This is a genomic window from Salinarimonas sp. NSM (assembly GCF_052380005.1).
In the GTDB taxonomy this organism is placed as follows: Bacteria; Pseudomonadota; Alphaproteobacteria; order Rhizobiales; family Beijerinckiaceae; genus Salinarimonas.
The window spans coordinates 28,473-51,129 of sequence record NZ_JBQTCJ010000009.1; the positions used below are offsets into that span (position 1 = coordinate 28,473).

Sequence of the window (22,657 nt, forward strand, 5' to 3'; positions counted from 1 at the left end):
ACGACGAGCGTTAATTGCAAAACTCCAGGTAGGGTCCTTCTGGAGATCGCTCATGCTCGCCCGCATCGCCCGTCGGCTCGCCCTGGCGGGCCTCGTCGCCGCCGTCGCCTCCCTCGCCGCCGCCGAGGACCGCTCCGCGCCCTCCATGCCGGTTCCGTCCGTGGACATGGTCGCGCGAGTGCTCGCGGACCATGTGCTCGCGGACCACGTGCTCGCGGACCACGTGCTCGCGGACTTGGAGATCCTGCGGACGCAGGGCGCGCCCATCATCCTCGCCCAGCGCCGCACCTGCCGCTCGGCCCGTTCCTGCCGCGAGGCGGTCGAGATGTGGTGCGGCGGCTACTCGCGCGCCGATGGGGACAACGACGGCATCCCGTGCGAGACGGTCTGCCGCTCGCGCGCCCAGGTCGACGAGATCCGCCGCGCCATCGGCTGCTGAGCACGCGCGCTTGACCCATGGACCGTCGCGACCTCGCGTCCGCCCGGCGGGGGTGGCGCGGTCGGGTGCGTCGTGCGACAACGAGGCGCGAAGGGGAGGCGGCGCATGGGGCGGCTTTCGGGGCGGCTCTCGGCGGGAGTTCGCGACGCGCGGACGAGGACGGAGGCGGGCGCGTGACGCGCTGGCTCACGGTCTTCCTCGTGCTCGCGGCGCTCCTCACGCTCACCCGCGAGGCGGTGCTGACGCTCGGCGAAATTCGCCGGCGCGGGCGCGCGCGGCTCTCCGACGAGCTTGACGGCGCGGCATTGGAACACGACATCGCGCAATGGCGACGCTCCACCGGGCGGCGCCTCTGGATCCACCTGGTGGGCGTCCCCCTCCTGCTCCTCGGAATTCTCATCTTGGTCGGAGTCTACGGATGAAGGACATGTTTCGCGGCACGCTGGTGAAGGTGCTGCTTCTCCTGATCGTGCTCCTGCCGCTGGGCGCCTTCCTGCACTACAACCTGCCCGGCTACGACGTCGTCCGCATCACCTCGACCGACATCCGGCGCGTCGATCGCGACGGCGACACGGCCAACAACGAGCTGCCGGGCGCCACGCGCGACGTCTACGTGATCTTCGCGGAGGATCCGGACAGCGGCGACGCGCGCGTCTACTACAACGAGGACACCGGCTGGGGCTTCCCCTGGTACTTCAAGTTCGATTCGGCCAACGTCCATCAGCGCGCCGGCGCGATCGCCCGTGAGCCGGACAACCGCGCCCTCGTCACGCATTACGGCTGGCGCGTCCCGATGTTCTCGTGGTTCCCCAACGCGGTGTCGGTGGAGCGCGTGGAGCCCGGCCATACGCCGATCCCGTGGTTCAACATCGTCTTCTTCATCCTCCTCGCCGGCGTGATCGCCTGGGTCTGGTGGTCGGTGGCGCGCTGGCGCCGCCGTCGCACGGCCTCCCTCTGATCCCGGCATGAGGCTCGAGGCACGGCTCGCGACGGGGACGATCGGCGTCACCGTCGCGCGGAGCCTGCGCGCGCCGCAGGACCTGTTCGGCTTCGCCGAGCGGCGCAATCCCAAGCGCGCCTTCCTCTTCGTCTCGAAGGTGCTCGGGCGCCACATCCCCGTGGCGCCGTCGATCATGCGCGCGGCGACCCGCGACCTCGCGGGGGCGATCCCGGCGGACCTGCCCGGGCCTGTGCTCGTCGTCGGCATGGCCGAGACCGCGATCGCGCTCGGGGCCGGCGTGCAGCAGGACTATGTCGAAGCGACCGGGCGGTCGGACGTCGTCTACCTGCCCACCACGCGCCACCCGCTCGGCTCGCCCCTGTGGCTCACGTTCGAGGAGGAGCACAGCCACGCGACGCGCCACCTCGTCCACGCCCCCGTCGATCCGGCGCTCGCGGCGCTCGCACGCGGGGCGAGGAGCCTCGTGCTCGTCGACGACGAGGCCTCCACCGGGAAGACCTTCCTCAACCTCGCCCACGCTTTCCGCGAGGCGGGCCTCGCGCCCGAGCGGATCGTGCTCGCGACGCTCACCGACTGGTCGGGCGGGGAGGCGGCGCGCGCGCTCGGCGCGTCGAACGCGACGCTGCTCGAGGGACGCTACGAGTGGCGGCCGACCCCCGGCGCGCCGCTCCCCGAGATGCCTGCGGTCGACGTCACCGCGCGCGGCGCGCATTCGCCCGATCCGGCGCGGGATTGGGGACGCCTCGGCGTGCGCGCGCACCGCCGCCCCGCGCTCGCCGGTCTCGCGCCGCGCCCGGGCGAGCGCATCCTCGTGCTGGGGACGGGCGAGTACGTCTTCCCGCCCTTCCTGCTGGCCGAGGCGCTCGAGGCGGCGGGGGCCGACGTGCGCTTCTCCGCGATCACGCGCTCGCCGATCGCGGTGGGCCACGCCGTGGAGACGGCGCTCGCCTTCGGCGACAATTACGGCCTCGGCATCCCGAACTTTCTCTACAACGTCACGCGCGAGCCCTACGATCGCATCCTCGTGTGCGTCGAGACCGGGCGCACGACGCTCGACCCGGCGCTCGTCGCGGCGCTCGGGGCGCAGGTCCTCGAGGACGCGGAGATCCTGCCATGAGCCGGCCCATCGTGTTCGTCGATCTCGACGACACCCTCTTCCAGACACGCCCAAAGTGCCCGCCGGACGCGCCCGAGGATACGCTGACGTTGGCCGCGCGCGCGACGAACGGCGCCCATTCGATGATGACGCGCCGCCAGAAGGCGTTCGTGGACTGGCTGATCGGAACGGGGGAGACGATCCCCGTCACCGCCCGCTCGCGGGAGGCCTACTCCCGCGTGGCGATCCCCTTCGCCTCCTTCGCGATCGTCTCGAACGGCGCGGTGATCCTCGACGCCGCCGGCGTGCCCGATCCCGACTGGGCGGCGGTGATGGCGCGCGATCTCGGCGCCCACGAGGAGGCGCTGGCCGCGCTCCTCGCCCACGGCCGCGCGGCGGCCGAGACGGCGGGGATCGATGCGCGCTCCTGGATCGTGACGGAGGAGACGGTCTCGGCCTACACCGTGTTCAAGCAGAACGACGGGGACGGCGGGCGCCTTCCCGAGATCGCGGATGCACTCGCCGCAGCCTTCGATCTCGCGGGCTGGACGGTCCACCACAACGGCAACAATCTCGGCCTCCTGCCGCCGGCGCTCTCGAAGCGCCGGGCGGTGGTCCATCTGCTGGAGCGATTGCGCGCGGGCGAGCCGGATCGGCCGGCGCTCGGCCTCGGCGACAGCCTCACGGACCTGCCCTTCCTCGCGGAGTGCGATTTCTGGGGCGTCCCGGCGCGGAGCCAGCTCGCGAGGGCGCTCGGCTCGGGCGATCCGCCGCACCGGGGAGGGGCGTGATGGACGGCGGCTTTCCCGGCTCCTTCGCCCAGGGCGACATCGCCTTCCTGCTCACGCCGCTGACGCTCGCCGAGACGCCGACGCAGGACAAGGAGCGGGCGATCCAGTCCGGCGCCCGGCACTATTCCGAGATGATCGGCCGCGAGGAGCCGCCCTCGTCCGCCTACCGCGCGCTCTATGCCGACGCGCTCGCCCGCCACGCGGCGCGGGCGGGTCGTGAGATCGCTGGGCTGGCGAAGGGCCTCGATGCTGCGATCGAGGGGCCGATCACGCTGCTCAGCCTCGTGCGCGCCGGCGCGCCGCTCGGCGTGCTGCTCAAGCGTGCGCTCGTCGCGCTGGGGCGCGACGTGGCGCATGCCGGCATCTCGATCATCCGCGACCGGGGCATCGACGCCGTCGCGCTCGCCCACGTCGCCCGGCGCCGGCCGTCCGCCGGTGCCGTCTTCGTCGACGGCTGGACCGGCAAGGGCGCGATCGCCGGGGAGCTCGCGCGCACCCTCGCGGGGCGCAGCGACTACGCGCCCCGCCTCGTGACGCTCGCCGACCCCTGCGGCCGCGCCTGGCTCTCCGCCTCGGGCGAGGATTGGCTGATCCCGTCCGGCATCCTCGGCGCCACGGTCTCGGGCCTCGTCTCGCGCACGATCCTCAACGAGGCCATCGGCGCCGACGATTTCCACGGCTGCCGCGTCTGGGACCACCTCGCCGCGCACGACGTCACCCGCGATCACGTCGAGGCGCTCTGGGCGTGCGTCGCGCCGGCGCTGCGCGATCCCGGCGTGCTGCCGATCCGCCCGGAGGACCCGGACCGGGCGCGGCGGCGGGAGGCCTCGCGTGCGGTGGTGGCGTCCGTCGCCGCGCGGTTCGACGTGGACAACCTCAACCGCATCAAGCCTGGCATCGCCGAGGCGACGCGCGCGGTCTTGCGCCGTGTGCCCGAGCGGGTTTTCGTGGCGTCAGCGGCGGACCCCGACTGCGCGGCGCTCGTTCACCTCGCGCGCGAGCGCGACGTTCCGCTCGAGGAGGCGGGCGAGGCCATCGCCCCCTACCGCGCGCTGACCTTGATCCGGAGGGTGTCGTGACGAAGACCGCGCCTTGCGACCTCTCCCGCGCCGGCGGCATCGACCCGCTCGCGCTCGGCGCGACGCTCTACGTCCCCGCGACCCGGCCCGACATCTGGGCAGTCGCGACCGGCGCCAAGCTGTCGGGGCTGCGCTCGATCGTGCTGTGCCTCGAGGACGCCGTCGCCGAGACCGACATCGGGGACGCGCTGGCGAACCTGCGCGGGCTCCTGGCCGCGCTGACGCGCTCCGACGCCCCGACGCCCGACGCGCCGCTGCTGTTCGTGCGCCCGCGCTCGCTCGCCATGGCGCGCGAGATCGCCGCGCTGCCCGGGGCCGAGCGCCTCACCGGCCTCGTCGCACCCAAGGTGCGCCCCGGTGCGGTCGCCGCCTGGGTCGCGGCGCTCGGCGGGCGCGACCTCCTCTTGATGCCGACGCTCGAGACGCCCGAGGTGTTCGACCCGCTCGCCATGCGCGACCTGCGCGACGAGCTCGTCGCGACCGCGCGCGGGCGCGTGCTGGCGCTGCGCATCGGCGGCAACGACCTCCTCGCCTGCCTCGGCCTGCGGCGCATGCCCGGCGAGACGCTCTACGAGGGGCCGCTCGGGCCGCTCGTCGCGCAGCTCGCGGGGCTGATGATCCCCGCCGGGTTCGCGCTGACCGCGCCCGTCTTCGACATCGTGCGCGACCCGGCGACGCTCGCCCGCGAGGCGGCGCGCGACGTCGCTTTCGGGCTCTCCGGCAAGACGGCGATCCACCCGATGCAGGTGGCGATCATCCACGCCGCCTACGCCGTGGGCGCCGACCAGCTGGCGAGCGCGCGGGCGATCCTGGAGGAGGACGCTCGCGCCGTGTTCCAGCACGCGGGCGCCATGTGCGAGCCGACCGTCCACCGTGCCTGGGCCCGCCGGGTCGTCGCCCGCGCCGCGCTCTACGGCGTCACGGAGGAGGCCTGGGCGGCGGACGCGACGGGGTGAGCCATCGGGCGAGGCCGCCTCGGCGCTTCTTCCTCAGCGCTTGGGGCCGAGCGTCAGCTTCTGCACGCCGCCCGCGGCGCGGGTGGGCTTCCTGGCGGAGAGGACGCGCGAGTTGACGCCCTGCCAGGAGATCTCCCCCGAGAGGCGGCCGAACTCGATCTTGGGGCAGCGGTCCATCACCACCCGCACCCCCGCGGCCTCGGCCCGGGCGGCGGCCTCGTCGTTGCGCACGGAGAGCTGCATCCAGATCGTGCGCGGCTTCGGCTCGAGCGCCAGAGCCTCGTCGACGATCGAGCCGGCTGCTGCCGAGTTGCGGAAGATCTCGACCATGTCGACCGGCTGGTCGAGATCCGCGAGGCTCGCGTAGACGCGCTGGCCGAGGATCTCGCCGCCGGCCTGGCCGGGGTTGATCGGGATCACCGCGAAGCCGCGGCCGAGGAGGTACTTCATCACGATGAAGCTCGGCCGCGCCGGGTTGCTCGACGCGCCGACGAGGGCGATCGACCGCGTCGTGGTGAGGATCTCGCGGATCAGGGCATCGGGATAGGCGAGCGGGGTGGATGCGGTTCCGGCGGAGGTCTCGTGTCTCATCTGTCTTCCCAGGCGGGCGGGCGCTTCTCGACGAAGGCGTTGATACCTTCTTCCGCGTCGCGCGCCATCATGTTCGTCGCCATCACCCGCGCCGCGTAGTCGTAGGCCTCGGCGAGGCCCATCTCCGCCTGCCGGTAGAAGGCCCGCTTGCCGGTGGCCACGGTGAGCGTCGAGCGCCCGGCGATCGAGCGGGCGAGGGCCTGCGCCGCCTCCAGCGCCCCGCCGGCGGGGACGACGCGGTTCACGAGGCCGAGCCGGTGCGCCTCGCGGGCGTCGACCGGCTCGCCGAGAAGCAGCATCTCCATCGCGTGCTTGGGCGCGAGGTTGCGCGAGAGCGCGACCATCGGCGTCGAGCAGAACAGCCCGATATGGACGCCGGGCGTGGCGAATCGCGCGCCTTCGCCGGCGACCGCGAGATCGCAGGTGGCGACCAGCTGGCAGCCGGCGGCTGTGGCGACGCCCTCCACCGCGGCGATCACCGGCTGGGGCAGCGCGACGATCGCCTGCATCATCGCCGAGCAGCGCCGCATCAGGTCCTCGAAATAGGCCCGGCCGCGGTCGGCATCGCCGCGGCGCGCCGTCATCTCCTTGAGGTCGTGCCCCGCGCAGAAGGCCGGCCCCTCCGCCGCGAGCACCACGCAGCGCACGGAGCGGTCGGCCGCGATCGCGTCGAGGCTCTCGTGCAGGAGGGCGATCGTGGCGTCCGACAAGGCGTTGCGTGAGCGCGGGCGGTCGAGGACGAGCGTGCAGACGCCGTCCACGTCGCTGCGGCGGACCGGGGGCGCGTCGCGGCCGGTATGGGCGTTCATGCTCTCCTCCGCGGCGTATGGTGGGACTGCGCCCGCGCTTGATCTCGCCCGGCGCACGGGCTTGGATGGGTCGAGCGGGCGCGAGACCCGTCGTGTGCGAGGGGAGAGTGCCCGATGAGCGAGCCTCCGGCAATGCGCGAGGGCGCGACCCGGCCGGTGATGAGCGCGCCCGAGGTCGAGGCCTTCCTCGAGCGCGAGTTCCCGGAGATCTATCTCGACGGCCGCATCTGGCACGTGGAGGCGGTGGGGCCGCTCACGGCGCGGATGCGGCTCGACTTCCACCCGCGCCACGTCCGCCCGGGCGGCACGCTGTCGGGCCCGTCGATGATGACCCTCGCCGACCTCGCGCTCTACGTGGCGGTCCTCGCCAACGTCGGCCCGGTCGCGCTGGCCGTGACGACGAGCCTCTCCTTCAACTTCCTGCGCAAGCCGCCCCAGGCGGCGCTCGTCGCCGACACCCGGCTGCTCAAGCTCGGCCGTCGGCTCGCGGTCGGCGAGGTGACGATCCGCTCGGACGGCGCGGGCGAGCCCGTGTGCCACGCCACGGGAACGTACGCGCTGCCGGGCTGAGGCGGGCGCCGTCGCGGAGGGACCTCAGGCGAGGAGGTCGCCCGTCCGGCAGATCACGACGCCAGCGCGCTCCAGGTCGGAGAGCGCCGCGGCGAGGGATCCGTCCTTGTCGATGGCGCGGCAGGCGTCGAGCACGACCACGGTCTCGAAGCCCTCGGCACGCGCGTCGAGCGCGGTCCAGGCGACGCAGAAGTCGGTGGCGAGCCCCGCGCAGAAGACGCGCTTCAGGCCGCGCTCGCGCAGGTAGCCGGCGAGGCCGGTGTGGGTGTGCCGGTCGGCCTCGCGGAACGCGGAGTAGGAATCCACGTCCCGGTGGAAGCCCTTGCGGATGACGAGCTCGGCGGCGCTGGCGCACTCGAGCGCGCGCGAGATTTCCGCGCCGCGGGAGCCCTGGACGCAATGGTCCGGCCACAGGACCTGCGGCCCCCAGGGCATCTCGATCGTCTCGAAGGGTGCCCGGCCGGGATGGCTCGAGGCGAAGGAGGCGTGGTGGGGCGGGTGCCAGTCCTGCGTCAGCACGAGATGGCCGCGATGGCTGGCGAAGCGCCGCGCGAGCGCGTCGATCGGGGCGATCACGGCGTCGCCGTCGCTCACCGCCAGCGCCCCGCCGGGCAGGAAGTCGTACTGCACGTCGATCGCGAGGAGGACGTCCTCCTCGCAGAGCGTCAGGTCCATCGGGCGCTCCCTCGGCGTCTTCGTTCTGCGAGGAAGCGCGCGCGGCGCCGGGCGCCGCGCGCGCGGGTGCCGGTCGCGTGCGGCGCGTCAGTTAGGCAGCTGGGCGTCGATGCCCTGGACGTAGAAGTTCATGCCGAGGATCTGCCCGTCGGAGAGAACGCCGTCGCCCTCGCACGGCACCTCCGTGCCGTCCTGCGCCATGACGGGGCAGGTGAAGGGATGCAGCTCACCGGAGGCGATGGCGGCTTCGGTGGCCTCGGCCATGGCCTTCACGTCGTCCGGCATGTTCTTGTACTCGGACATCTCAACCATGCCGGAATCGATGCCGCCCCAGACGTCCTGCGACGCCCAGGTGCCGTCGAGCACGGCCTGGACTCGCTCGACATAGTAGTCGTTCCAGTTGTCGACGATGGCGGTGAGCTGCGCCTCGGGCGCGAAGCGCTCCATGTCCGAGGCCTGGCCGAAGCCGAGCGCGCCGCGGTCCGCGGCCGCCTGGAGCGGGGCGGGGCTGTCGGTGTGCTGGGTGATCACGTCGACGCCCTGGTCGAGCAGCGCGGTGGCGGCGTCCGCCTCGCGGGCGGGGTCGTACCAGGAATTCACCCACACGACCCGCAGCTCGATGTCCGGGTTGATGGACTGCGCGCCGAGCATGAACGCGTTGATGCCGGCGATGACTTCCGGGATCGGGAAGGCGCCGACGTAGCCGATGACGCCGCTCTCGGACATCCGTGCCGCGATCTGGCCGATGATGTAGCGGCCCTCGTGGAACTTCGCCGCGTAGGTGGCGAGGTTGTCGGCGCGCTTGTAGCCCGTCGCGTGCTCGAACTTCACGTCCGGATAGCGCTGCGCCACCGCGAGCGTCGGCTCCATGAAGCCGAAGGAGGTCGTGAAGATGATGTCGTGGCCGGTGCGGGCGAGCTGCTCGATGGCGCGCTCGGCGTCGGACTCCGGCACGCTCTCGACGAAGGTCGTCTCGACGCGGTCGCCGAAGGCGGCCTCGACGGCCTGGCGGCCCTGGTCGTGCTGGTAGGACCAGCCGTGGTCGCCCACCGGGCCGACGTAGATGAAGCCGACCCTGGCGGTGTCCTGCTGCGCGACGGCAGCCGTCGCACCGATTGCGAGCGCCGCGACGGCGGCGATCAGCGAAGTCCCTGTCCTCATGACGACCTCTTGTTCTGGGGGTAACCGACTTTGGCACTCATCCCGCGACCGTGCAACGGCGGCGCGCCGCCTCGGCGAGCGCGGCGTTGCCGGGGGCGGGAGACCCGTCCGGCAGGACGAGCACGTCCTCGAGCCCGATGCGAAGATCGTGCCCGGCGCGCAGTGCGACGGGCAGGAGCGGCCAGAAGCCGGTGTCGAGCCCGTGCGAGAGGATCGGCCCCGACCAGCCGCCCTCGTCGAGCTCGGCGACCACGCCCTCGAAGGCGCCGAGCGCCGCGTCCGTGCCCTGCTCGGTGATCTCGACGAGCACGCGCAGCACCCGGTGCGCCCACGGTTCGTGCAGGAAGCGCGCGACGTCGCCGCGCGACCACAGGCCGGCCTCGATGCCGATGCCCATTTCCTGGGCGAGTGCCGCGACTTCGGGCGCGTCGTCCTCGGAAAGGTTGATCGAGACGTAGTCCGGCAGCACCCGCCAGCCCCGCATCGCCGAGATCCGCTCGGCGCCGCCGGGCGCGATCCAGGCGCCGGTGGAGACGCCGACGGGGATGCCGGGGCAGGCGGCGCGGATCGCGACGAGCGCCGCGGCGACGGCCTCGCCCTCCAGCGTCTCGGCGCCCGCGGCGTCGCGCGGATGCACGTGCAGCGCACCGACCCCCGCCGCGACGACCGCCGCCGCATCGGCGGCGAGGTCCTCCGGCGTCAGCGGGATCGCGGGGTGCTCGGCGCGGCTGCGGGCGCCGTTGAGGGCGGCTTGGATCAGCGGCGTGCGCAAGAGCATGAGACGTCCCGTCCCCTACCGATCCGGCACGAACGGCGTCCCCAGGGACCCCGGCGCCCCCACGGCCCTCCCGCGGCGGATCGACAGCAGCACCAGCGCGAGGATCGTCGCGATGTAGGGCGCGGCGGCGAGGAGCTGGGAGGGGAGGGCGACCTGGGCGGCCTGGGCGTGGAGCTGGAGCACCGTCGCCGTGCCGAAGACGAGCGCGCCGACGAGCGCCCATGTCGGCCGCCACGCGGCGAAGACGACGAGGGCCACCGCGATCCAGCCGCGCCCCGCGGTCATGTTCGGCGACCAGAAGCGGGTGTAGACGAGCGACAGGTAGGCGCCCGCCAGCCCGGCGCACAGCCCGCCGAAGATCACCGCCCAGACGCGCGTCTTCAGGACCGGCAGGCCGAGCGCGTGGGCGGAGACGTGGTTCTCGCCGATCGAGCGCAGGCGCAGGCCGGTGCGCGTGCGCGCCAGGAAGAAGGCGACGCCGGCGACGAGGCCGAAGGCGACGTAGACGAGCGGGTCCTGCGAGAACAGCGCGTGGCCGACGAGCGGGATCTCGGACAGGAAGGGAATCGGCCATTCCTCGACGCGCGGGCGCGTCTGCCCGACGAAGGGCGCGCCGATCAGGCCGGACAGGCCGAGCCCGAAGATCGTCAGCGCGAGCCCGGCGCCGACCTGGTTCGCCGCGAAGCCGAGCACCGCCAGCGCGAAGAGGGCGGCCATCAGCCCGCCCGCCAGCATGCCCATGGCGATGCCGGCGAGCGTCGAATCGAAGGTGAAGGCGGCGGCGAAGGCGCACACCGCGCCCATCGCCATCATGCCCTCGACGCCGAGGTTGAGCACGCCCGCGCGCTCCGCCACGAGCTCGCCGATGGCGGCGATCAGGAGCGGCGTCGATGCGGCGACGATGGTGAAGAGGATGGCCTCGAACGTCGTCATGCGCGCGCCCCCGCCTGTCTCACGAGCCTCGGCCGATAGCTCACCAGCGCATCCGCCGTGAGCACGCACAGGAGGACGAGGCCCTGGAAGGCGACCGTGAGGTCGAAGGGCAGGCGCAGCAGGATCTGCGCGTTCTCGCCGCCGATGAAGGTGAGCGCCAGCACCAGCCCCGCGGCGAGGATGCCCCAGGGGTTCAGCCGTCCGAGGAACGCCACCGTGATCGCCGTGAAGCCGTAGCCGGGCGAGATGTCCGGCAGCACGCGCCCGATCTGGCCCGACACCTCGGCTATCCCGGCGAGCCCGGCGAGCCCTCCCGAGATCAGGAAGACGATCAGCGTCGTGCGCCTCGCGTCGAAGCCCGCGAAGCGCGCGGCGCGCGGCGCGTCGCCGGTGAGCTTGAGGCGGTAGCCGAAGAGCGTGCGGCCGAGCACGACGGCGGTGATCACGACCGCGATCACCGCGAAGACGACGCCGACGTGCACCCGGTCGAGGCCCGGGATCTCGGGCAGGCGCGCCGCGCTCTCGAACACGACCGATTGCGGGAAGTTGAAGCCGCCGGGGTCGCGCCAGGGGCCGCGGGCGAGCCAGTCGAGGAACAGCTCGGCGACGTAGACGAGGAAGAGCGAGGTGAGGATCTCGCTCACGCCGAAGCGCACCTTCAGGAAGGCGGGAACCGCTCCCCAGGCTGCGCCGCCGACGATGCCGGCGAGCATCATCGCGGGCAGGAGCCAGGGGCCGGGATCGCTGCCGTGGGTGGCGAGCGCCAGCGCCGAGCCGGCGATGCCGCCCATCACGAATTGCCCCTCCGCGCCGATGTTCCAGAGGCCCGCGCGGAAGCAGTAGGACAGGCCGATGGCGATCAGGATCAGCGGCGTCGCCTTCACCAGCATGGCGCGCAGCGACCAGGGGTCGCCGAGCGGCTGGAGGATGTAGACCTCGAAGGCCGAGACCGGCGACTTGCCCATCAGCGCCACGACGAGCCCGGCGATCAGGAAGGCGACGACGAGCGCGGCCAGCGGCGCCAGCGCGCGGGCCACCGGCGACGGATCGGAGCGGGGGATCAGCTCGATGCGCATCAGGCGGGCTCCCGCGCCAGCGCCGCGTCCGCCTCGTCGTGCGCCCCGATCATCTCGAGCCCGATGGCCTCGCGCGTCCAGGCGGAGGCGGAGCGCAGCGGCGAGAGGCGCCCGTCGGAGATCACCGCCATGCGGTCGGCGATCTCGAAGAGCTCGTCGAGATCCTGGCTGATCACGAGCACGGCGGCTCCCTTGGCTGCGAGGTCGACGAGCGCCTGGCGGATCAGCCGCGCGGCGCCGGCGTCGACGCCCCAGGTGGGCTGGTCGACGACGAGGAGCTTCGGGCCGCGCAGGATCTCGCGCCCGACGACGAACTTCTGCAGGTTCCCGCCCGAGAGCTTGCGCGCGGCGGGGTCGTCCGAGGGCGTGCGCACGTCGAAATGCCCGACGACCGAGCGCGCGATCCGCGCGGCTTCCGAGAAGGCGACGAAGCCGGCCTTCACGAGCCCGCTCGTCGCGTGATGGGAAAGGACCGTGTTGTCGGACAGCCCGTGGCTTGGCGCGGCGGCGTGGCCGAGGCGCTCTTCCGGCACGAAGGCGGCGCCGAGCCGCCGGCGGGCGTCGATTCCGAGCCGTCCCGCGCCTGTGCCGGCGACGACGACGTCCCCCGCGTTCGGCGCGAGCCGCTCGCCGGAGAGCGCGGCGAAGAGCTCGCTCTGGCCGTTGCCGGCGACGCCCGCGATGCCGACGACCTCCCCGGCGCGCACAGAGAGCGCGACGTCGACGAGCGACTTGCCGTGCAGCGCCTCCGGCGGCAGCGACAGGGACTCCACCCGCAGCACCTCCTCGCCCGTGCCCTTGGAGAGATGCGCGCGCACCTCGCCGACCTCGCTGCCGACCATCAGGGCGGCGATCTCGCGCGCGCTGCTCGCCCGCGGATCGAGCGTCGCGACGACCTTGCCGCCGCGCAGGATCGTCGCCGCCCGGCACAGCCGGCGCACCTCCTCGAGCTTGTGGGAGATGTAGAGGATCGCCGTCCCCGCGTCGGAGAGGCGCGTCAGCGTCTCGAACAGCCGCTCGCTCTCCTGGGGCGTGAGCACCGAGGTCGGCTCGTCGAGGACGATCAGGCGCGGCTTCTGCATCAGGCAGCGCACGATCTCGATGCGCTGGCGCTCGCCGGCGGAGAGCGTCCACACCGCCCGGTCCGGCTCGAGCGCGAGGCCCCAGCCGCGGGAGACCTCCGCGAGCTCCGTGCGCACCGCGTCGAAGGCGCGCTCGGGCAGCGCGACGGCGACGTTCTCGGCCACCGTCATCTCCTCGAACAGCGAGAAGTGCTGGAACACCATGCCGATACCCAGCGCCCGGGCGGCGACGGGGGATGGGATCGAGACCGGACGCCCCTCCCACAGGATCTCGCCGGCGGTCGGCTCGATCACCCCGTAGAGGATCTTCACCAGGGTCGACTTGCCGGCGCCGTTCTCGCCGAGGAGCGCGTGGATCTCGCCGGGCGCCAGGGCGAGGTCCACGCCGTCGTTGGCGAGGAGGTCGCCGTAGCGCTTCGAGACGCCGCGCAGGGAGACCAGCGCGGGCGCGTCGTCGGCGGGCGCGACGGCGGCGGCGGCGGCGGGGGAGGCGGGAAGAGCGTCGGCCAAGGTCGTGGCGATCTCAGGGCGTGAGGACGGTGGCGCCGGTGGTCTTGCGCCCTTCGAGCGCGCGATGCACGTCGCCGACGTCGGCGAGCGCCGCGCGGGCGTGGACCGGGATCTCGACGGCGCCGCTCGCGACGACGTCGAACAGGTCCTGCGCGGTCGCGACGAGGTCGTCGCGCGCGGCGACGTAGGTGAACAGCGTCGGCCGCGTGGCGAAGAGCGAGCCCTTCTGGGCGAGGAGCCCTATGTCGAAGGCCTCGATCTTGCCCGACGCCGAGCCGTAGCTCGCGAACATCCCGAGCGGGGCGAGGCAGTCGAGCGAGCCGGGGAAGGTCGCCTTGCCGACGCCGTCGTAGACGACCTGGCACTTGGCGCCCTTCGTGATCTCCGCGACGCGCTCGGGGAAGCTCTCCTTGGAATAGTCGATGACGTGGTCGCAGCCCTTGGCGCGGGCGAGCTCGCCCTTCTCGGCCGAGCCGACCGTGCCGATCACGGTGGCGCCGAGGTGCTTGGCCCATTGCACCAGGATGAGCCCGACGCCGCCGGCGGCGGCGTGCACGAGCACGGTGTCCCCCGCCTTCACGCGATAGGTGCGCCGCAGCAGGTATTGCGCCGTCATGCCCTTGAGCATCATCGCGGCGGCCTGCTCGTCCGTGATCGCGTCCGGCACCCTCACGAGCCGGTCGGCGTCGATCAGCCGTGCCTGCGCATAGGCGCCGAGCCCCGCCGCGTAGGCGACGCGGTCGCCGGGGGCGAGGTCGCTCACCCCCTCTCCGACGGCCTCGACCACGCCCGCGCCCTCGTTGCCGGGCGTGAAGGGCAGGGGAGCCGGGTAGGCGCCGGTGCGGAAGTAGACGTCGATGAAGTTGACGCCGATCGCCGTGTGCCGCACGCGCACCTGGCCCGGCCCGGGGGCGCCGATCTCGACGTCCTCGAGCGCCATCACCTCCGGCCCGCCCACGGCATGAATCCGAATCGCCTTCGTCATCGACACGATCTCCTCGTTCCTCCGCGATCATAGGGAGGGGGCGGGCTGCGCGGCAATGCCGAAGCGGACGGGCCGCACGACGCACCTGCGAAAGACGCAGCTGTCGTGCCATGATGCCTGCGAGAAGGGGGAGCTCGGCCGATGCGCATGATCGAGCCTCGGGGCGCCGCTGAGGCGTCCTGGCCGCGGGACTTCACGCCCAAGCTCGTGACCGTGCTGCGCGAGGGCTACGGGCGTGCGGCGCTCGGGCGAGACGCGCTCGCCGGGCTCACGGTCGCGATCGTGGCCCTGCCGCTCTCGATGGCGATCGCCATCGCGTCCGGCGCGAGCCCCGAGAGCGGGCTGTACGCCGCCATCGTGGGCGGCGCGATCGTCTCGGCGCTCGGCGGCTCGCGCTACCAGATCGGCGGACCGGCGGGCGCCTTCATCGTCCTCGTCGCGGCCATCATCGCGCGCCACGGCTACGACGGGTTCCTGCTGGCGACGATGATCGCGGGCGTGATCCTCGTCGCCCTCGGCGCACTCAGGCTCGGCACCTACATCCGCTACATCCCCCATCCCGTGATCGTCGGCTTCACGGCCGGGATCGCGGCGATCATCTTCGTGAGCCAGCTCGAGGACCTGCTGGGCATCACCCTCGCGGGGCCGGCGCCCGGACCGGTGCTCGACAAGCTCGCCGTCCTCGCGGAGGCGGCGGGGAGCGCGAGCCCTCTCGCGATCGCGCTCTCGGCGGCCACGATCGCGGTCATCCTCGGCGTCAAGCGGCTGCGGCCCACCGCGCCCGGCATGCTGATCGCGGTGGCGCTCGCGGCGGCGGCGACGGCTGCGCTCGACCTGCCGGTCGAGACGATCGGCACGCGCTTCGGGGGCATCCCGAGCGGCCTGCCGGCGCCGGCACTGCCGGCGGTGTCCTGGGAGCGGGTGATCGAGGTCCTGCCGGACGCCTTCGCCATCGCGCTGCTCGGCGGCATCGAATCGTTGCTCTCGGCGGTGGTGGCCGACGGCATGAGCGGCCGGCGGCACCGCTCGAACATGGAGCTCGTAGCGCAGGGCGCGGCCAACATCGGCTCGGCGCTGTTCGGCGGCCTGTGCGTCACGGGCACGATCGCGCGGACGGCGACGAACGTGCGCTCGGGCGCGGTGGGGCCGGTGGCCGGCATCCTGCACGCCGGCTTCCTGCTCGGCTTCATGGTGGTCGCCGCGCCGCTCGCTTCCTACGTGCCCCTCGCCGCCCTCGCGGGGGTGCTCGTTCTCGTCGCCTGGAACATGGCCGAGAAGCACGAGTTCGCGGCCATCCTGCGCCGCTCGCGCTCCGAGGCCGTGGTGCTGCTCGCGACCTTCCTCGTCGTGGTGTTCCGGGATCTCACCGAGGGCATCCTCGTCGGCGTCGTGCTCGGCGCCTTCGTGTTCATGCACCGCATGGCGACGATGGTGGGCGTCGAGGGCGAGACGGGTGATGCCCCCGACGTCCCGCCCGACGAGAGCGAGACCGCGAGCGGGCGCGACGTGATGGTCTACCGCTTCACGGGACCGCTCTTCTTCGCCGCGTCCTCGACGGTCGCCGCCGCGCTCGAGCGGATCGGGCGGGTGCCGCCGGCCGTGGTGCTCGACCTCTCCGCGGTTCCGCTCGTCGATTCGTCCGCGGCGCACGAGCTCGCGAGCTTCGTCTCGCGGGTGCGCGGGCGTGGCGCGCTCGTGATCGTCGCCGGCGCGCGCCCGGAGCTGCGCCGCTTCCTCGCCCGCGTCGGGCTCAAGCCGCCGGTGGTGCGCTACGCCGCGAGCGTCGCCGCCGCGCGGGCGGACGCCGAGCGCGCGCTCAGGTCCTCCCCGAGCGACCGCCCCGGTTGATGAGCGCGAAGACCGGCCCCGCACCGGCCATGACGAGGACGATGCGGATGATGTGATGGGCCGCGACGAAGGCGACCTCCGTCTGCACGGCGATGGCGACGAGGCTCATCTCCGCGAGCCCGCCGGGGGAATAGGCGAGGATCAGCGGCACCGTGCCGAGCCCCATGATCCGCCCCACCACGCTCGCGAAGGCGAGCGTCAGCGCCAGAAGGATCACGGTCGAGCCGACGGAGAGGACGAGGATGCGCAGGATCTCGCGCGGCGGGGTGCCGAGGAAGCGCGCGCCGATCGTCACGCCGAGCACGACCTGTGCGCCCGCGACGATCTCCACCGGCGGGCGGAAGTCGCTCACCCCCGTCACGTGCACGGCGGCGCTGACCAGCATCGGGCCGAGCAGCACCTTGGCGGGGAGCCGCAGAACGTGGCCGAGGAAGGTGCCCACGAGGCCGCAGACCAGGATCCAGGCTTCCGCCGACAGCGGCGCGTCGAGCACCGAGGGACCCGCCGCCGGGCGCGCGCCCAGTGCCACGCCCTCGACCCATTGGACGAGGAAGGGCAGCGTCATGACGACGAGCAGGATGCGCGCGGAGTGGATGAGCGCGATCGTGCGCCCGTCACCGCCCTTCGCCTCGCCGACGATCACCATCTCGACGAGCCCGCCGGGCATGCCGGAGAAGTAGGCGGTCACCGGATCGAAGCGCGCGACGACGCGGAAGTAGGTCACGACGACGAGGCCCGAGACGGCGACGAAGGCGGCGAGCCCGATGGTCGAGATCACCCACTCGTCGAGGCGCCCGATCACGTCCGGCGTGAAGGCGGCGCCGAGCAGCACGCCGATGACCGCGCTCATCGGCGGGCGCACGACCGGCGGCGCCGAGATCGGCGCGCGTACGAGGGCCGCGAGCGTGCAGACCGTCATCGGCCCGAGCATCCAGGGCAGCGGCAGGCCGGCTCTGAAGAAGAGGTACCCGCCGATCGTGCCGAGCACGAGGGCCGCGAGGAAGCGCGCGTAGGGGAAGCGCGACGGCGCCATCTCGGCGAAGCCGCTGCGAAGCTCGCCGAGGAAGCTGCCCACCCGTGTCTCTCCCTGTCGCGCCCGCGTGCGTCATCCACCCGCCCGACCCTCTAGCGGAGCCGCCGGCGGAACGCACCCTATCGGAGTGCCCTTGCGGAAGGGGCATGCACTCGATGCAAGGCTCGGGCCGGCGTCTCAGCGCGCCGCCACCTCCTCCAGCCACGCGGCGACGAGGCGGCGCTCGTCCGGCGTCATGCCGGTGATGTTGTTGGGCGGCATCGCGTCGGTGAGGACCGACTGCGCGCGGATCGCGCCGGCGTGGCGCAGGATGTCCTCGGGGCTCTCGAACCGCATGCCCTTGGGCGCCGAGGCGAGGCCCGGCCAGGCGGGCTCGGTGGCGTGGCACATGGCGCAGCGCCCCTGGACGACGAGCATGGCCTCCTGGAAGGCGGCCGTCTGCGCCTCCGGCCGATCGGCGCCGGCATTCCAGTCCACCGTCGCGAAGCTCGGCCGCCCGGCGACCGAGAGGAAGGCCGCGATCGCGAGTGCCGCCGCCGCCCCGCCCCAGGTCCACCAGACGTAGCCCTTGCCGGCGTGCATCGTGTTGAAGAAGTGCCGCACGAGTGCGCCCGCGACGATCACCATGGCGACGATCGCTGGGGCGTACGCGCTCGTCCACGCGAGCGGGTAGTGCGTGCCGAGCATCAGGAACAGCACCGGCAGGGTGAGGTAGTTGTTGTGCAGAGAGCGCTGCTTGGCCTGCTTGCCGAGCGCCGGATCGGGCTCGCGCCCGGCCATCAGGTCGGCGACGACGATTTTCTGGTTGGGGATGATGACGAGGAAGACGGAGGCGGACATCCAGGTCGCGATCATCGCGCCCGTGTGCAGGAAGGCGGCGCGATCCGAGAAGACCTGCAGGAAGGCCACGTTCATCGCGATGATGAAGGCGAACAGCACCACACCCAGCGCGACGTCGTTGCGCCCGAGCGGCGACTTGCACAGCCCGTCGTAGACGAGCCAGGAGAGCGCCAGCGCGCCGATGCCCACGAGCGCCGCCTGCCAGGGCGCGAGCGCGAGCTTCTCCGGGTCGACGGTGTAGAGGTCCGCCTGGACGTAGTAGATCCACACCAGCAGGAAGAAGCCCGTCAGCCAGGTGGCGTAGCTCTCCCACTTGAACCAGGTCAGTTCCCTCGGCAGCTCCGGGGGCGCGACGAGGTACTTCTGCATGCGGTAGAAGCCGCCGCCGTGCACCTGCCAGGTCTCGCCTCCCACGCCCTTCGGCAGCCCGTCGCGCTTCCTCAGCGAGAGGTCGAGCGCGATGAAGTAGAAGGACGAGCCGATCCAGGCGACGGCGGCGATGACGTGGATCCAGCGGCCGAGCTGGCTCGCCCATTCGGTGGTGACGGCGTCGATCATGGCGGTGCTGCGCTGCGGTACGGGAGAGGCGAGCCTAGAGAAGCGGCGCGCGCGGGGGAAGTGGGCGTTTTCGCGCGCGGACGTCGTCGCGCGCCGACAGAGGTGTCTTGCCCTCCGCCGCGGCCTCGTGTAGGACGACCTCCGTTGAAACCTGACGGATCGGGAGGTGCGCATGGACATGTGCAACATCATCCTCCCGGCGCTGCCGTCGATGGATCGAGTCTTCCGGGACCGCATCCCTCGCTGAGCCCGCGCCGGACCGCGGACCGCGTGTCCGGCCACTCTCTTCGCAGCACGAATCCGAATCCCGGGCGGCGCGCCTCGCGCCCGCCTCGTCCGTCAGGAGCCGGCCCCGCGGCCGGATGCATCGATGTCCCTCCGTACCGAACGTCGCGGCGACCCGCTGCGCGACATCGTCCGTTTCGTCGGCGCGCACTGGCGTCGTCGGCTTCCCGCCACGCTCGTCATCGTCGGCGGCATGATCCTCTCGACGCTCGCCGAGATCGCCGTCCCCTATTTCGCCGGGCGGATGATCGACGCCGTCGCGCTGGGCGCCCAGGCGCCCGGAGCGGGCCGCGCGGCGCTGATTGCGCTGATCGCCACCGTGGCGCTCGGCATCGTGTCGGTCGCCTTCCGCCACAAGGCCTTCCGTGGCCTCGAGCGGCTCACGATCTTCGTCATGAGCGACGTCGCCCGCGAGAGCTTCGCGCGCGTCCAGCGCTTCTCGTCGGACTGGCACGCGAGCAACTTCGCGGGCTCGACCGTGCGCAAGATCACCCGCGGCATCTGGGCGATCGACACGTTCAGCGACACCGTGCTCGTCGCACTGCTCCCGTCGGCGGTGGTGCTGGTGGGCACGATCCTGCTCATGAGCGTGCACTGGCCGGTCATGGGCGCGGTGGTGCTCGTGGGCGCGATCGCCTACGTCGGCACGGTGGCGCTCATGTCGAGCCGCTGGGTCGCGCCGCGTGCCCGGCTCGCCAACGCGCAGGACACCCGCATGGGCGGGCTCCTCGCGGATGCGATCGGCTGCAACGCCGTCGTCAAGGCCTTCGGCGCCGAGGACCGCGAGGACGTCCGGCTGGAGCGGCTTCTCGACAAGTGGCGCGCGCGCACCCGCGGCGCCTGGATGCGCTACTCGACCACCTGGAGCACGCAGCTCGCGATCCTCGTCGTGCTGCGCGCGGCGGTGCTCGGCATCGCGCTGTGGCTGTGGTGGCGCGGGCAGGCCACCGCCGGCGACATCGCCTACGTGCTCACCGCCTTCCTGGTCGTGAACGGGTACCTGCGCGAGGTCGGCATGCACCTCAACAACTTGCGCCAGTCGGTGAACGAGATGGAGGAGCTCGTCGCCATCATGCAGGCGCCGCTCGGCGTCGTCGATCGGCCGGACGCGGGGCCGATCGCGATCTCCCGCGGCGAGATCGCCTTCGAGCGCGTGACCTTCCACTACAAGGGGCACGACACGCCGCTCTTCCGCGACCTCTCGGTGCGCATCGCGCCGGGCGAGCGGGTGGGGCTCGTCGGGCGCTCGGGCTCGGGGAAGTCGACCTTCGTCAAGCTGATCCAGCGCCTGCACGACATCGAGTCCGGCCGCGTCGCCATCGACGGGCAGGACGTGGCGGCGGCGACGCAAGGCTCCCTGCGCGGGCAGATCGCCATCGTCCCGCAGGAGCCGATCCTGTTCCACCGCTCGCTGGCGGAGAACATCGCCTACGCCCGCCCGGGCGCGCGGCTCGACGAGATCGAGGCCGCGGCGCGGCTCGCCAACGCCCACGACTTCATCTCCCGCCTGCCGAAGGGCTACGAGACCCATGTCGGTGAGCGGGGTGTGAAGCTCTCGGGCGGCGAGCGCCAGCGCGTGGCGCTCGCCCGCGCCTTCCTGGCGGACGCGCCGATCCTGATCCTGGACGAGGCGACCTCGAGCCTGGATTCGGAGAGCGAGCGGCTCATCCAGGAGGCGATGGAGCGGCTGATGAAGGGACGCACCGCGATCGTCATCGCCCACCGGCTCTCGACCGTGCGCACGCTCGACCGCATCCTCGTGTTCGACCGCGGGCGCATCGTCGAGGAGGGGCCGCACGGCGCGCTGCTCGTCGTGCCGGACGGGGCGTATCGCCGGCTGTTCGAGGCGCAGGCCGAGGACATGACACGGGCGGCGTGACTCGTGACGTTCGAACACGTGGAGGCGAGGAGAGCTGGTATGGGTGTGGAACTGCTGTACCATGTGGGAGTGCTGGCGGTGGGGTTCTTCGGTATCGCCTACCTGTCGGCGTTCGTGAGTATCGATCGCCCCAGCAGCGGCTCGTCGACGACCAGGGCTCGAAGCTCATGGGTCGTCGGGCTCATCGCCGCGTCGTGCGCGACGTCGACGATCGTTCTTCCGATGATCCTGGCGCGCATTCTCGGCTCGGATCCAATCTCCGCATTCCTGCCATTCATCCTGGTATTCTGCGCGGGATGGCTCGTCGTCAGGCGGTGGGAGCGCCGCTCCGGTCCGGCGCCGGCCTGGGTCGGGCACACGGCCGTGCTTTCCGCGCTCGCCTTGCTGAACGGCCTCATCACCTTCGCGGCGTCGGCGGCGTTGGGATCGTGAACCGATCGATGGGTTTACACCCTCGCCACGATCCTTGTATCACCTGCGGGCGCGGCCTGAAGGGGCCGCGCCCTCGTTTCTACACCGCAACAGGACGAGCTTCGAGCCCATGCGCGCCGAGATCGAACAGCTGGTCGAGACCGCCAAGCAGTCCATAGGGCTGCTGAGGAGGCATCTTTGACTGGGATACCGCACAACGCCGTCTCGCGGAGCTGAACGCCGCGTCCGAGAACCCCGAGCTCTGGAACGACCCGGAGGCCGCGCAGAAGCTGATGCGCGAGCGCACCTCGCTCGAGGATTCGATCTCCGCCATCACCCGCCTCGAGCAGGAGCTCGACGACGCGATCACGCTCATCGAGCTCGGCGACGCCGAGGACGACGAGGCGACCGTCCAGGAGGGCGAGGCCGCCATCCGCGGCATCGAGGCGGAGGCGCAGCGCCGGCAGGTCGAGAGCCTGCTCTCGGGCGAGGCGGACGCCAACGACACCTACCTCGAGGTCCATTCCGGCGCCGGCGGCACCGAGAGCCAGGACTGGGCCCAGATGCTCCAGCGCATGTACATGCGCTGGGCCGACAAGCACGGCTTCAAGGTCGAGGTGATGGAGCTCTCCGAGGGCGAGGAGGCCGGCATCAAGGGCGCGACCGTGATGATCAAGGGCCACAACGCCTACGGCTGGCTCAAGACCGAATCGGGCGTGCACCGGCTCGTGCGCATCTCGCCCTACGATTCGGCGGCGCGGCGGCACACGTCCTTCGCGTCGGTCTGGGTGTACCCGGTCGTCGACGACCGCATCGACATCCAGGTCAACGAGAGCGAGTGCCGCATCGACACGTATCGCGCCTCCGGCGCCGGCGGCCAGCACATCAACACGACCGACTCGGCCGTGCGCATCACCCACCTCCCCACCGGCATCGTGGTGGCCTGCCAGCAGGAGCGCTCGCAGCACAAGAACCGCGCCAAGGCCTGGGACATGCTGCGCGCGCGCCTCTACGAGGCCGAGCTGAAGAAGCGCGAGGAGAAGGCCAACGCCGAGACCGCGTCGAAGTCGGACATCGGCTGGGGCCACCAGATCCGCTCCTACGTGCTCCAGCCCTACCAGCTGGTGAAGGACCTGCGCACCGGCACCCAGTCGACGAGCCCCGACGACGTGCTCGACGGCGACCTCGATCCGTTCATGGAGGCGGCACTCGCGCAGCGGGTGTACGGCACGACGGCGGACGTCGAGGACGTGGATTGACGGGGAAGGGGCGACGCCCGTTTCGCGTCGCCTCCCCAGTCCCTCACATCCC

23 protein-coding genes are annotated in these 22,657 nt (G+C 72.3%); 12 read left to right on the forward strand and 11 right to left on the reverse strand.

Features of this window, described 5'->3' with window-relative positions; genetic code table 11:
* The first annotated feature begins 52 nt into the window (after positions 1–52).
* From ACTZWW_RS05715 to ACTZWW_RS05745, 7 genes are all read left to right on the forward strand, one after another.
* The gene (locus ACTZWW_RS05715; RefSeq protein WP_444779979.1) at positions 53–439 is read left to right on the forward strand and encodes an excalibur calcium-binding domain-containing protein; all 387 of its coding nucleotides are present in this window, start codon (positions 53–55) and stop codon (positions 437–439) included.
* A 173-nt stretch (positions 440–612) separates the two neighbouring features.
* Complete coding sequence (locus tag ACTZWW_RS05720; RefSeq protein ID WP_444779980.1) at positions 613–861, forward strand: hypothetical protein; 249 nt, start codon at positions 613–615, stop codon at positions 859–861.
* Positions 858–1,397 (forward strand): DUF1523 family protein, encoded by a 540-nt coding sequence (locus ACTZWW_RS05725; protein ID WP_444779981.1) that lies wholly within the window; start codon positions 858–860, stop codon positions 1,395–1,397. Before ACTZWW_RS05720 ends, ACTZWW_RS05725 begins: the two co-directional genes overlap by 4 nt.
* A 7-nt stretch (positions 1,398–1,404) precedes the next feature.
* A complete protein-coding gene (locus ACTZWW_RS05730; RefSeq protein WP_444779982.1) occupies positions 1,405–2,517 on the forward strand; it encodes a phosphoribosyltransferase domain-containing protein in 1,113 nt (370 codons plus the stop codon).
* Positions 2,514–3,287 (forward strand): hypothetical protein, encoded by a 774-nt coding sequence (locus tag ACTZWW_RS05735; protein WP_444779983.1) that lies wholly within the window; start codon positions 2,514–2,516, stop codon positions 3,285–3,287. Before ACTZWW_RS05730 ends, ACTZWW_RS05735 begins: the two co-directional genes overlap by 4 nt.
* Positions 3,287–4,366, forward strand: coding sequence for a cysteine protease StiP domain-containing protein (locus tag ACTZWW_RS05740; RefSeq protein ID WP_444779984.1), 1,080 nt, complete (start codon positions 3,287–3,289; stop codon positions 4,364–4,366). The genes ACTZWW_RS05735 and ACTZWW_RS05740 overlap by 1 nt, the downstream gene beginning before the upstream one ends.
* Complete coding sequence (locus tag ACTZWW_RS05745) at positions 4,363–5,322, forward strand: HpcH/HpaI aldolase/citrate lyase family protein (protein WP_444779985.1); 960 nt, start codon at positions 4,363–4,365, stop codon at positions 5,320–5,322. The genes ACTZWW_RS05740 and ACTZWW_RS05745 overlap by 4 nt, the downstream gene beginning before the upstream one ends.
* Positions 5,323–5,355: 33 nt before the next feature.
* On the opposite strand, the gene ACTZWW_RS05750 is transcribed toward ACTZWW_RS05745, so the two are convergent.
* Together ACTZWW_RS05750 and ACTZWW_RS05755 are read right to left on the reverse strand one after the other, a co-directional pair.
* The gene (locus ACTZWW_RS05750) at positions 5,356–5,913 is read right to left on the reverse strand and encodes a CoA-binding protein (protein WP_444779986.1); all 558 of its coding nucleotides are present in this window, start codon (positions 5,911–5,913) and stop codon (positions 5,356–5,358) included.
* Positions 5,910–6,722 carry an enoyl-CoA hydratase gene (locus ACTZWW_RS05755; RefSeq protein WP_444779987.1) on the reverse strand — a complete coding sequence of 271 codons (813 nt, stop codon included), beginning with the start codon at positions 6,720–6,722 and terminating at the stop codon, positions 5,910–5,912. Before ACTZWW_RS05755 ends, ACTZWW_RS05750 begins: the two co-directional genes overlap by 4 nt.
* A gap of 132 nt (positions 6,723–6,854) precedes the next feature.
* Between ACTZWW_RS05755 and ACTZWW_RS05760 the strand changes: the two genes are divergently transcribed.
* Complete coding sequence (locus tag ACTZWW_RS05760) at positions 6,855–7,292, forward strand: PaaI family thioesterase (RefSeq protein ID WP_444780043.1); 438 nt, start codon at positions 6,855–6,857, stop codon at positions 7,290–7,292.
* 24 nt (positions 7,293–7,316) lie between these two features.
* On the opposite strand, the gene pncA is transcribed toward ACTZWW_RS05760, so the two are convergent.
* The 7 genes from pncA to ACTZWW_RS05795 all read right to left on the reverse strand — a co-directional run bounded on the left by pncA (position 7,317) and on the right by ACTZWW_RS05795 (position 14,492).
* The gene (gene pncA / locus ACTZWW_RS05765; RefSeq protein ID WP_444779988.1) at positions 7,317–7,967 is read right to left on the reverse strand and encodes a bifunctional nicotinamidase/pyrazinamidase; all 651 of its coding nucleotides are present in this window, start codon (positions 7,965–7,967) and stop codon (positions 7,317–7,319) included.
* Positions 7,968–8,054: 87 nt separating this feature from the next.
* Positions 8,055–9,128, reverse strand: a complete 1,074-nt coding sequence (locus ACTZWW_RS05770; protein WP_444779989.1) for a BMP family ABC transporter substrate-binding protein — start codon at positions 9,126–9,128, stop codon at positions 8,055–8,057.
* A gap of 37 nt (positions 9,129–9,165) precedes the next feature.
* Positions 9,166–9,906 carry a 3-keto-5-aminohexanoate cleavage protein gene (locus ACTZWW_RS05775; protein WP_444779990.1) on the reverse strand — a complete coding sequence of 247 codons (741 nt, stop codon included), beginning with the start codon at positions 9,904–9,906 and terminating at the stop codon, positions 9,166–9,168.
* 15 nt (positions 9,907–9,921) lie between these two features.
* Positions 9,922–10,839, reverse strand: a complete 918-nt coding sequence (locus ACTZWW_RS05780; protein ID WP_444779991.1) for an ABC transporter permease — start codon at positions 10,837–10,839, stop codon at positions 9,922–9,924.
* Positions 10,836–11,915: an ABC transporter permease gene (locus ACTZWW_RS05785; RefSeq protein WP_444779992.1), complete on the reverse strand. Its 1,080-nt coding sequence runs from the start codon at positions 11,913–11,915 to the stop codon at positions 10,836–10,838. Before ACTZWW_RS05785 ends, ACTZWW_RS05780 begins: the two co-directional genes overlap by 4 nt.
* Positions 11,915–13,507: an ABC transporter ATP-binding protein gene (locus tag ACTZWW_RS05790; protein ID WP_444779993.1), complete on the reverse strand. Its 1,593-nt coding sequence runs from the start codon at positions 13,505–13,507 to the stop codon at positions 11,915–11,917. The genes ACTZWW_RS05785 and ACTZWW_RS05790 overlap by 1 nt, the downstream gene beginning before the upstream one ends.
* A 13-nt stretch (positions 13,508–13,520) precedes the next feature.
* Positions 13,521–14,492, reverse strand: a complete 972-nt coding sequence (locus tag ACTZWW_RS05795; RefSeq protein WP_444779994.1) for a quinone oxidoreductase family protein — start codon at positions 14,490–14,492, stop codon at positions 13,521–13,523.
* A gap of 147 nt (positions 14,493–14,639) precedes the next feature.
* Between ACTZWW_RS05795 and ACTZWW_RS05800 the strand changes: the two genes are divergently transcribed.
* Positions 14,640–16,340: a SulP family inorganic anion transporter gene (locus ACTZWW_RS05800; RefSeq protein ID WP_444779995.1), complete on the forward strand. Its 1,701-nt coding sequence runs from the start codon at positions 14,640–14,642 to the stop codon at positions 16,338–16,340.
* Here the strand turns inward: ACTZWW_RS05800 and ACTZWW_RS05805 are convergent.
* Both ACTZWW_RS05805 and ACTZWW_RS05810 read right to left on the reverse strand, forming a co-directional pair.
* Positions 16,309–17,415, reverse strand: a complete 1,107-nt coding sequence (locus tag ACTZWW_RS05805; protein ID WP_444779996.1) for an AbrB family transcriptional regulator — start codon at positions 17,413–17,415, stop codon at positions 16,309–16,311. The two genes, ACTZWW_RS05800 and ACTZWW_RS05805, sit on opposite strands and share 32 nt — an antisense overlap.
* 135 nt (positions 17,416–17,550) lie before the next feature.
* On the reverse strand, positions 17,551–18,771 hold the full coding sequence (locus ACTZWW_RS05810) for a urate hydroxylase PuuD (RefSeq protein ID WP_444779997.1): 1,221 nt from the start codon (positions 18,769–18,771) through the stop codon (positions 17,551–17,553).
* 370 nt (positions 18,772–19,141) lie between these two features.
* Here ACTZWW_RS05810 and ACTZWW_RS05815 point away from each other — a divergent pair, with 370 nt between their 5' ends.
* From ACTZWW_RS05815 to prfB, 3 genes are all read left to right on the forward strand, one after another.
* Positions 19,142–20,935 carry an ABC transporter ATP-binding protein gene (locus tag ACTZWW_RS05815; RefSeq protein ID WP_444779998.1) on the forward strand — a complete coding sequence of 598 codons (1,794 nt, stop codon included), beginning with the start codon at positions 19,142–19,144 and terminating at the stop codon, positions 20,933–20,935.
* A 39-nt stretch (positions 20,936–20,974) separates the two neighbouring features.
* On the forward strand, positions 20,975–21,367 hold the full coding sequence (locus ACTZWW_RS05820) for a hypothetical protein (protein ID WP_444779999.1): 393 nt from the start codon (positions 20,975–20,977) through the stop codon (positions 21,365–21,367).
* A gap of 109 nt (positions 21,368–21,476) precedes the next feature.
* A protein-coding gene (gene prfB / locus ACTZWW_RS05825) for a peptide chain release factor 2 (RefSeq protein WP_444780000.1) occupies positions 21,477–22,605 on the forward strand; the annotation gives its coding sequence in 2 pieces (ribosomal slippage) (positions 21,477–21,545 and positions 21,547–22,605; 1,128 coding nt in all).
* Positions 22,606–22,657 lie beyond the last annotated feature (52 nt).

What these genes read in the sequence shown, in the direction of transcription:
- ACTZWW_RS05795 (WP_444779994.1), bottom strand. Translation starts at nt 14,492, where the DNA reads ATGACGAAGGCGATTCGGATTCATGCCGTGGGCGGGCCGGAGGTGATG.
- ACTZWW_RS05740 (WP_444779984.1), top strand. Translation starts at nt 3,287, where the DNA reads ATGGACGGCGGCTTTCCCGGCTCCTTCGCCCAGGGCGACATCGCCTTC.
- ACTZWW_RS05755 (WP_444779987.1), bottom strand. Translation starts at nt 6,722, where the DNA reads ATGAACGCCCATACCGGCCGCGACGCGCCCCCGGTCCGCCGCAGCGAC.
- ACTZWW_RS05730 (WP_444779982.1), top strand. Translation starts at nt 1,405, where the DNA reads ATGAGGCTCGAGGCACGGCTCGCGACGGGGACGATCGGCGTCACCGTC.
- ACTZWW_RS05735 (WP_444779983.1), top strand. Translation starts at nt 2,514, where the DNA reads ATGAGCCGGCCCATCGTGTTCGTCGATCTCGACGACACCCTCTTCCAG.
- ACTZWW_RS05760 (WP_444780043.1), top strand. Translation starts at nt 6,855, where the DNA reads ATGCGCGAGGGCGCGACCCGGCCGGTGATGAGCGCGCCCGAGGTCGAG.
- ACTZWW_RS05810 (WP_444779997.1), bottom strand. Translation starts at nt 18,771, where the DNA reads ATGATCGACGCCGTCACCACCGAATGGGCGAGCCAGCTCGGCCGCTGG.
- ACTZWW_RS05715 (WP_444779979.1), top strand. Translation starts at nt 53, where the DNA reads ATGCTCGCCCGCATCGCCCGTCGGCTCGCCCTGGCGGGCCTCGTCGCC.
- ACTZWW_RS05820 (WP_444779999.1), top strand. Translation starts at nt 20,975, where the DNA reads ATGGGTGTGGAACTGCTGTACCATGTGGGAGTGCTGGCGGTGGGGTTC.
- ACTZWW_RS05800 (WP_444779995.1), top strand. Translation starts at nt 14,640, where the DNA reads ATGATCGAGCCTCGGGGCGCCGCTGAGGCGTCCTGGCCGCGGGACTTC.
- ACTZWW_RS05770 (WP_444779989.1), bottom strand. Translation starts at nt 9,128, where the DNA reads ATGAGGACAGGGACTTCGCTGATCGCCGCCGTCGCGGCGCTCGCAATC.
- ACTZWW_RS05750 (WP_444779986.1), bottom strand. Translation starts at nt 5,913, where the DNA reads ATGAGACACGAGACCTCCGCCGGAACCGCATCCACCCCGCTCGCCTAT.
- ACTZWW_RS05725 (WP_444779981.1), top strand. Translation starts at nt 858, where the DNA reads ATGAAGGACATGTTTCGCGGCACGCTGGTGAAGGTGCTGCTTCTCCTG.
- ACTZWW_RS05815 (WP_444779998.1), top strand. Translation starts at nt 19,142, where the DNA reads ATGTCCCTCCGTACCGAACGTCGCGGCGACCCGCTGCGCGACATCGTC.
- ACTZWW_RS05780 (WP_444779991.1), bottom strand. Translation starts at nt 10,839, where the DNA reads ATGACGACGTTCGAGGCCATCCTCTTCACCATCGTCGCCGCATCGACG.
- pncA (WP_444779988.1), bottom strand. Translation starts at nt 7,967, where the DNA reads ATGGACCTGACGCTCTGCGAGGAGGACGTCCTCCTCGCGATCGACGTG.
- ACTZWW_RS05775 (WP_444779990.1), bottom strand. Translation starts at nt 9,906, where the DNA reads ATGCTCTTGCGCACGCCGCTGATCCAAGCCGCCCTCAACGGCGCCCGC.
- ACTZWW_RS05785 (WP_444779992.1), bottom strand. Translation starts at nt 11,915, where the DNA reads ATGCGCATCGAGCTGATCCCCCGCTCCGATCCGTCGCCGGTGGCCCGC.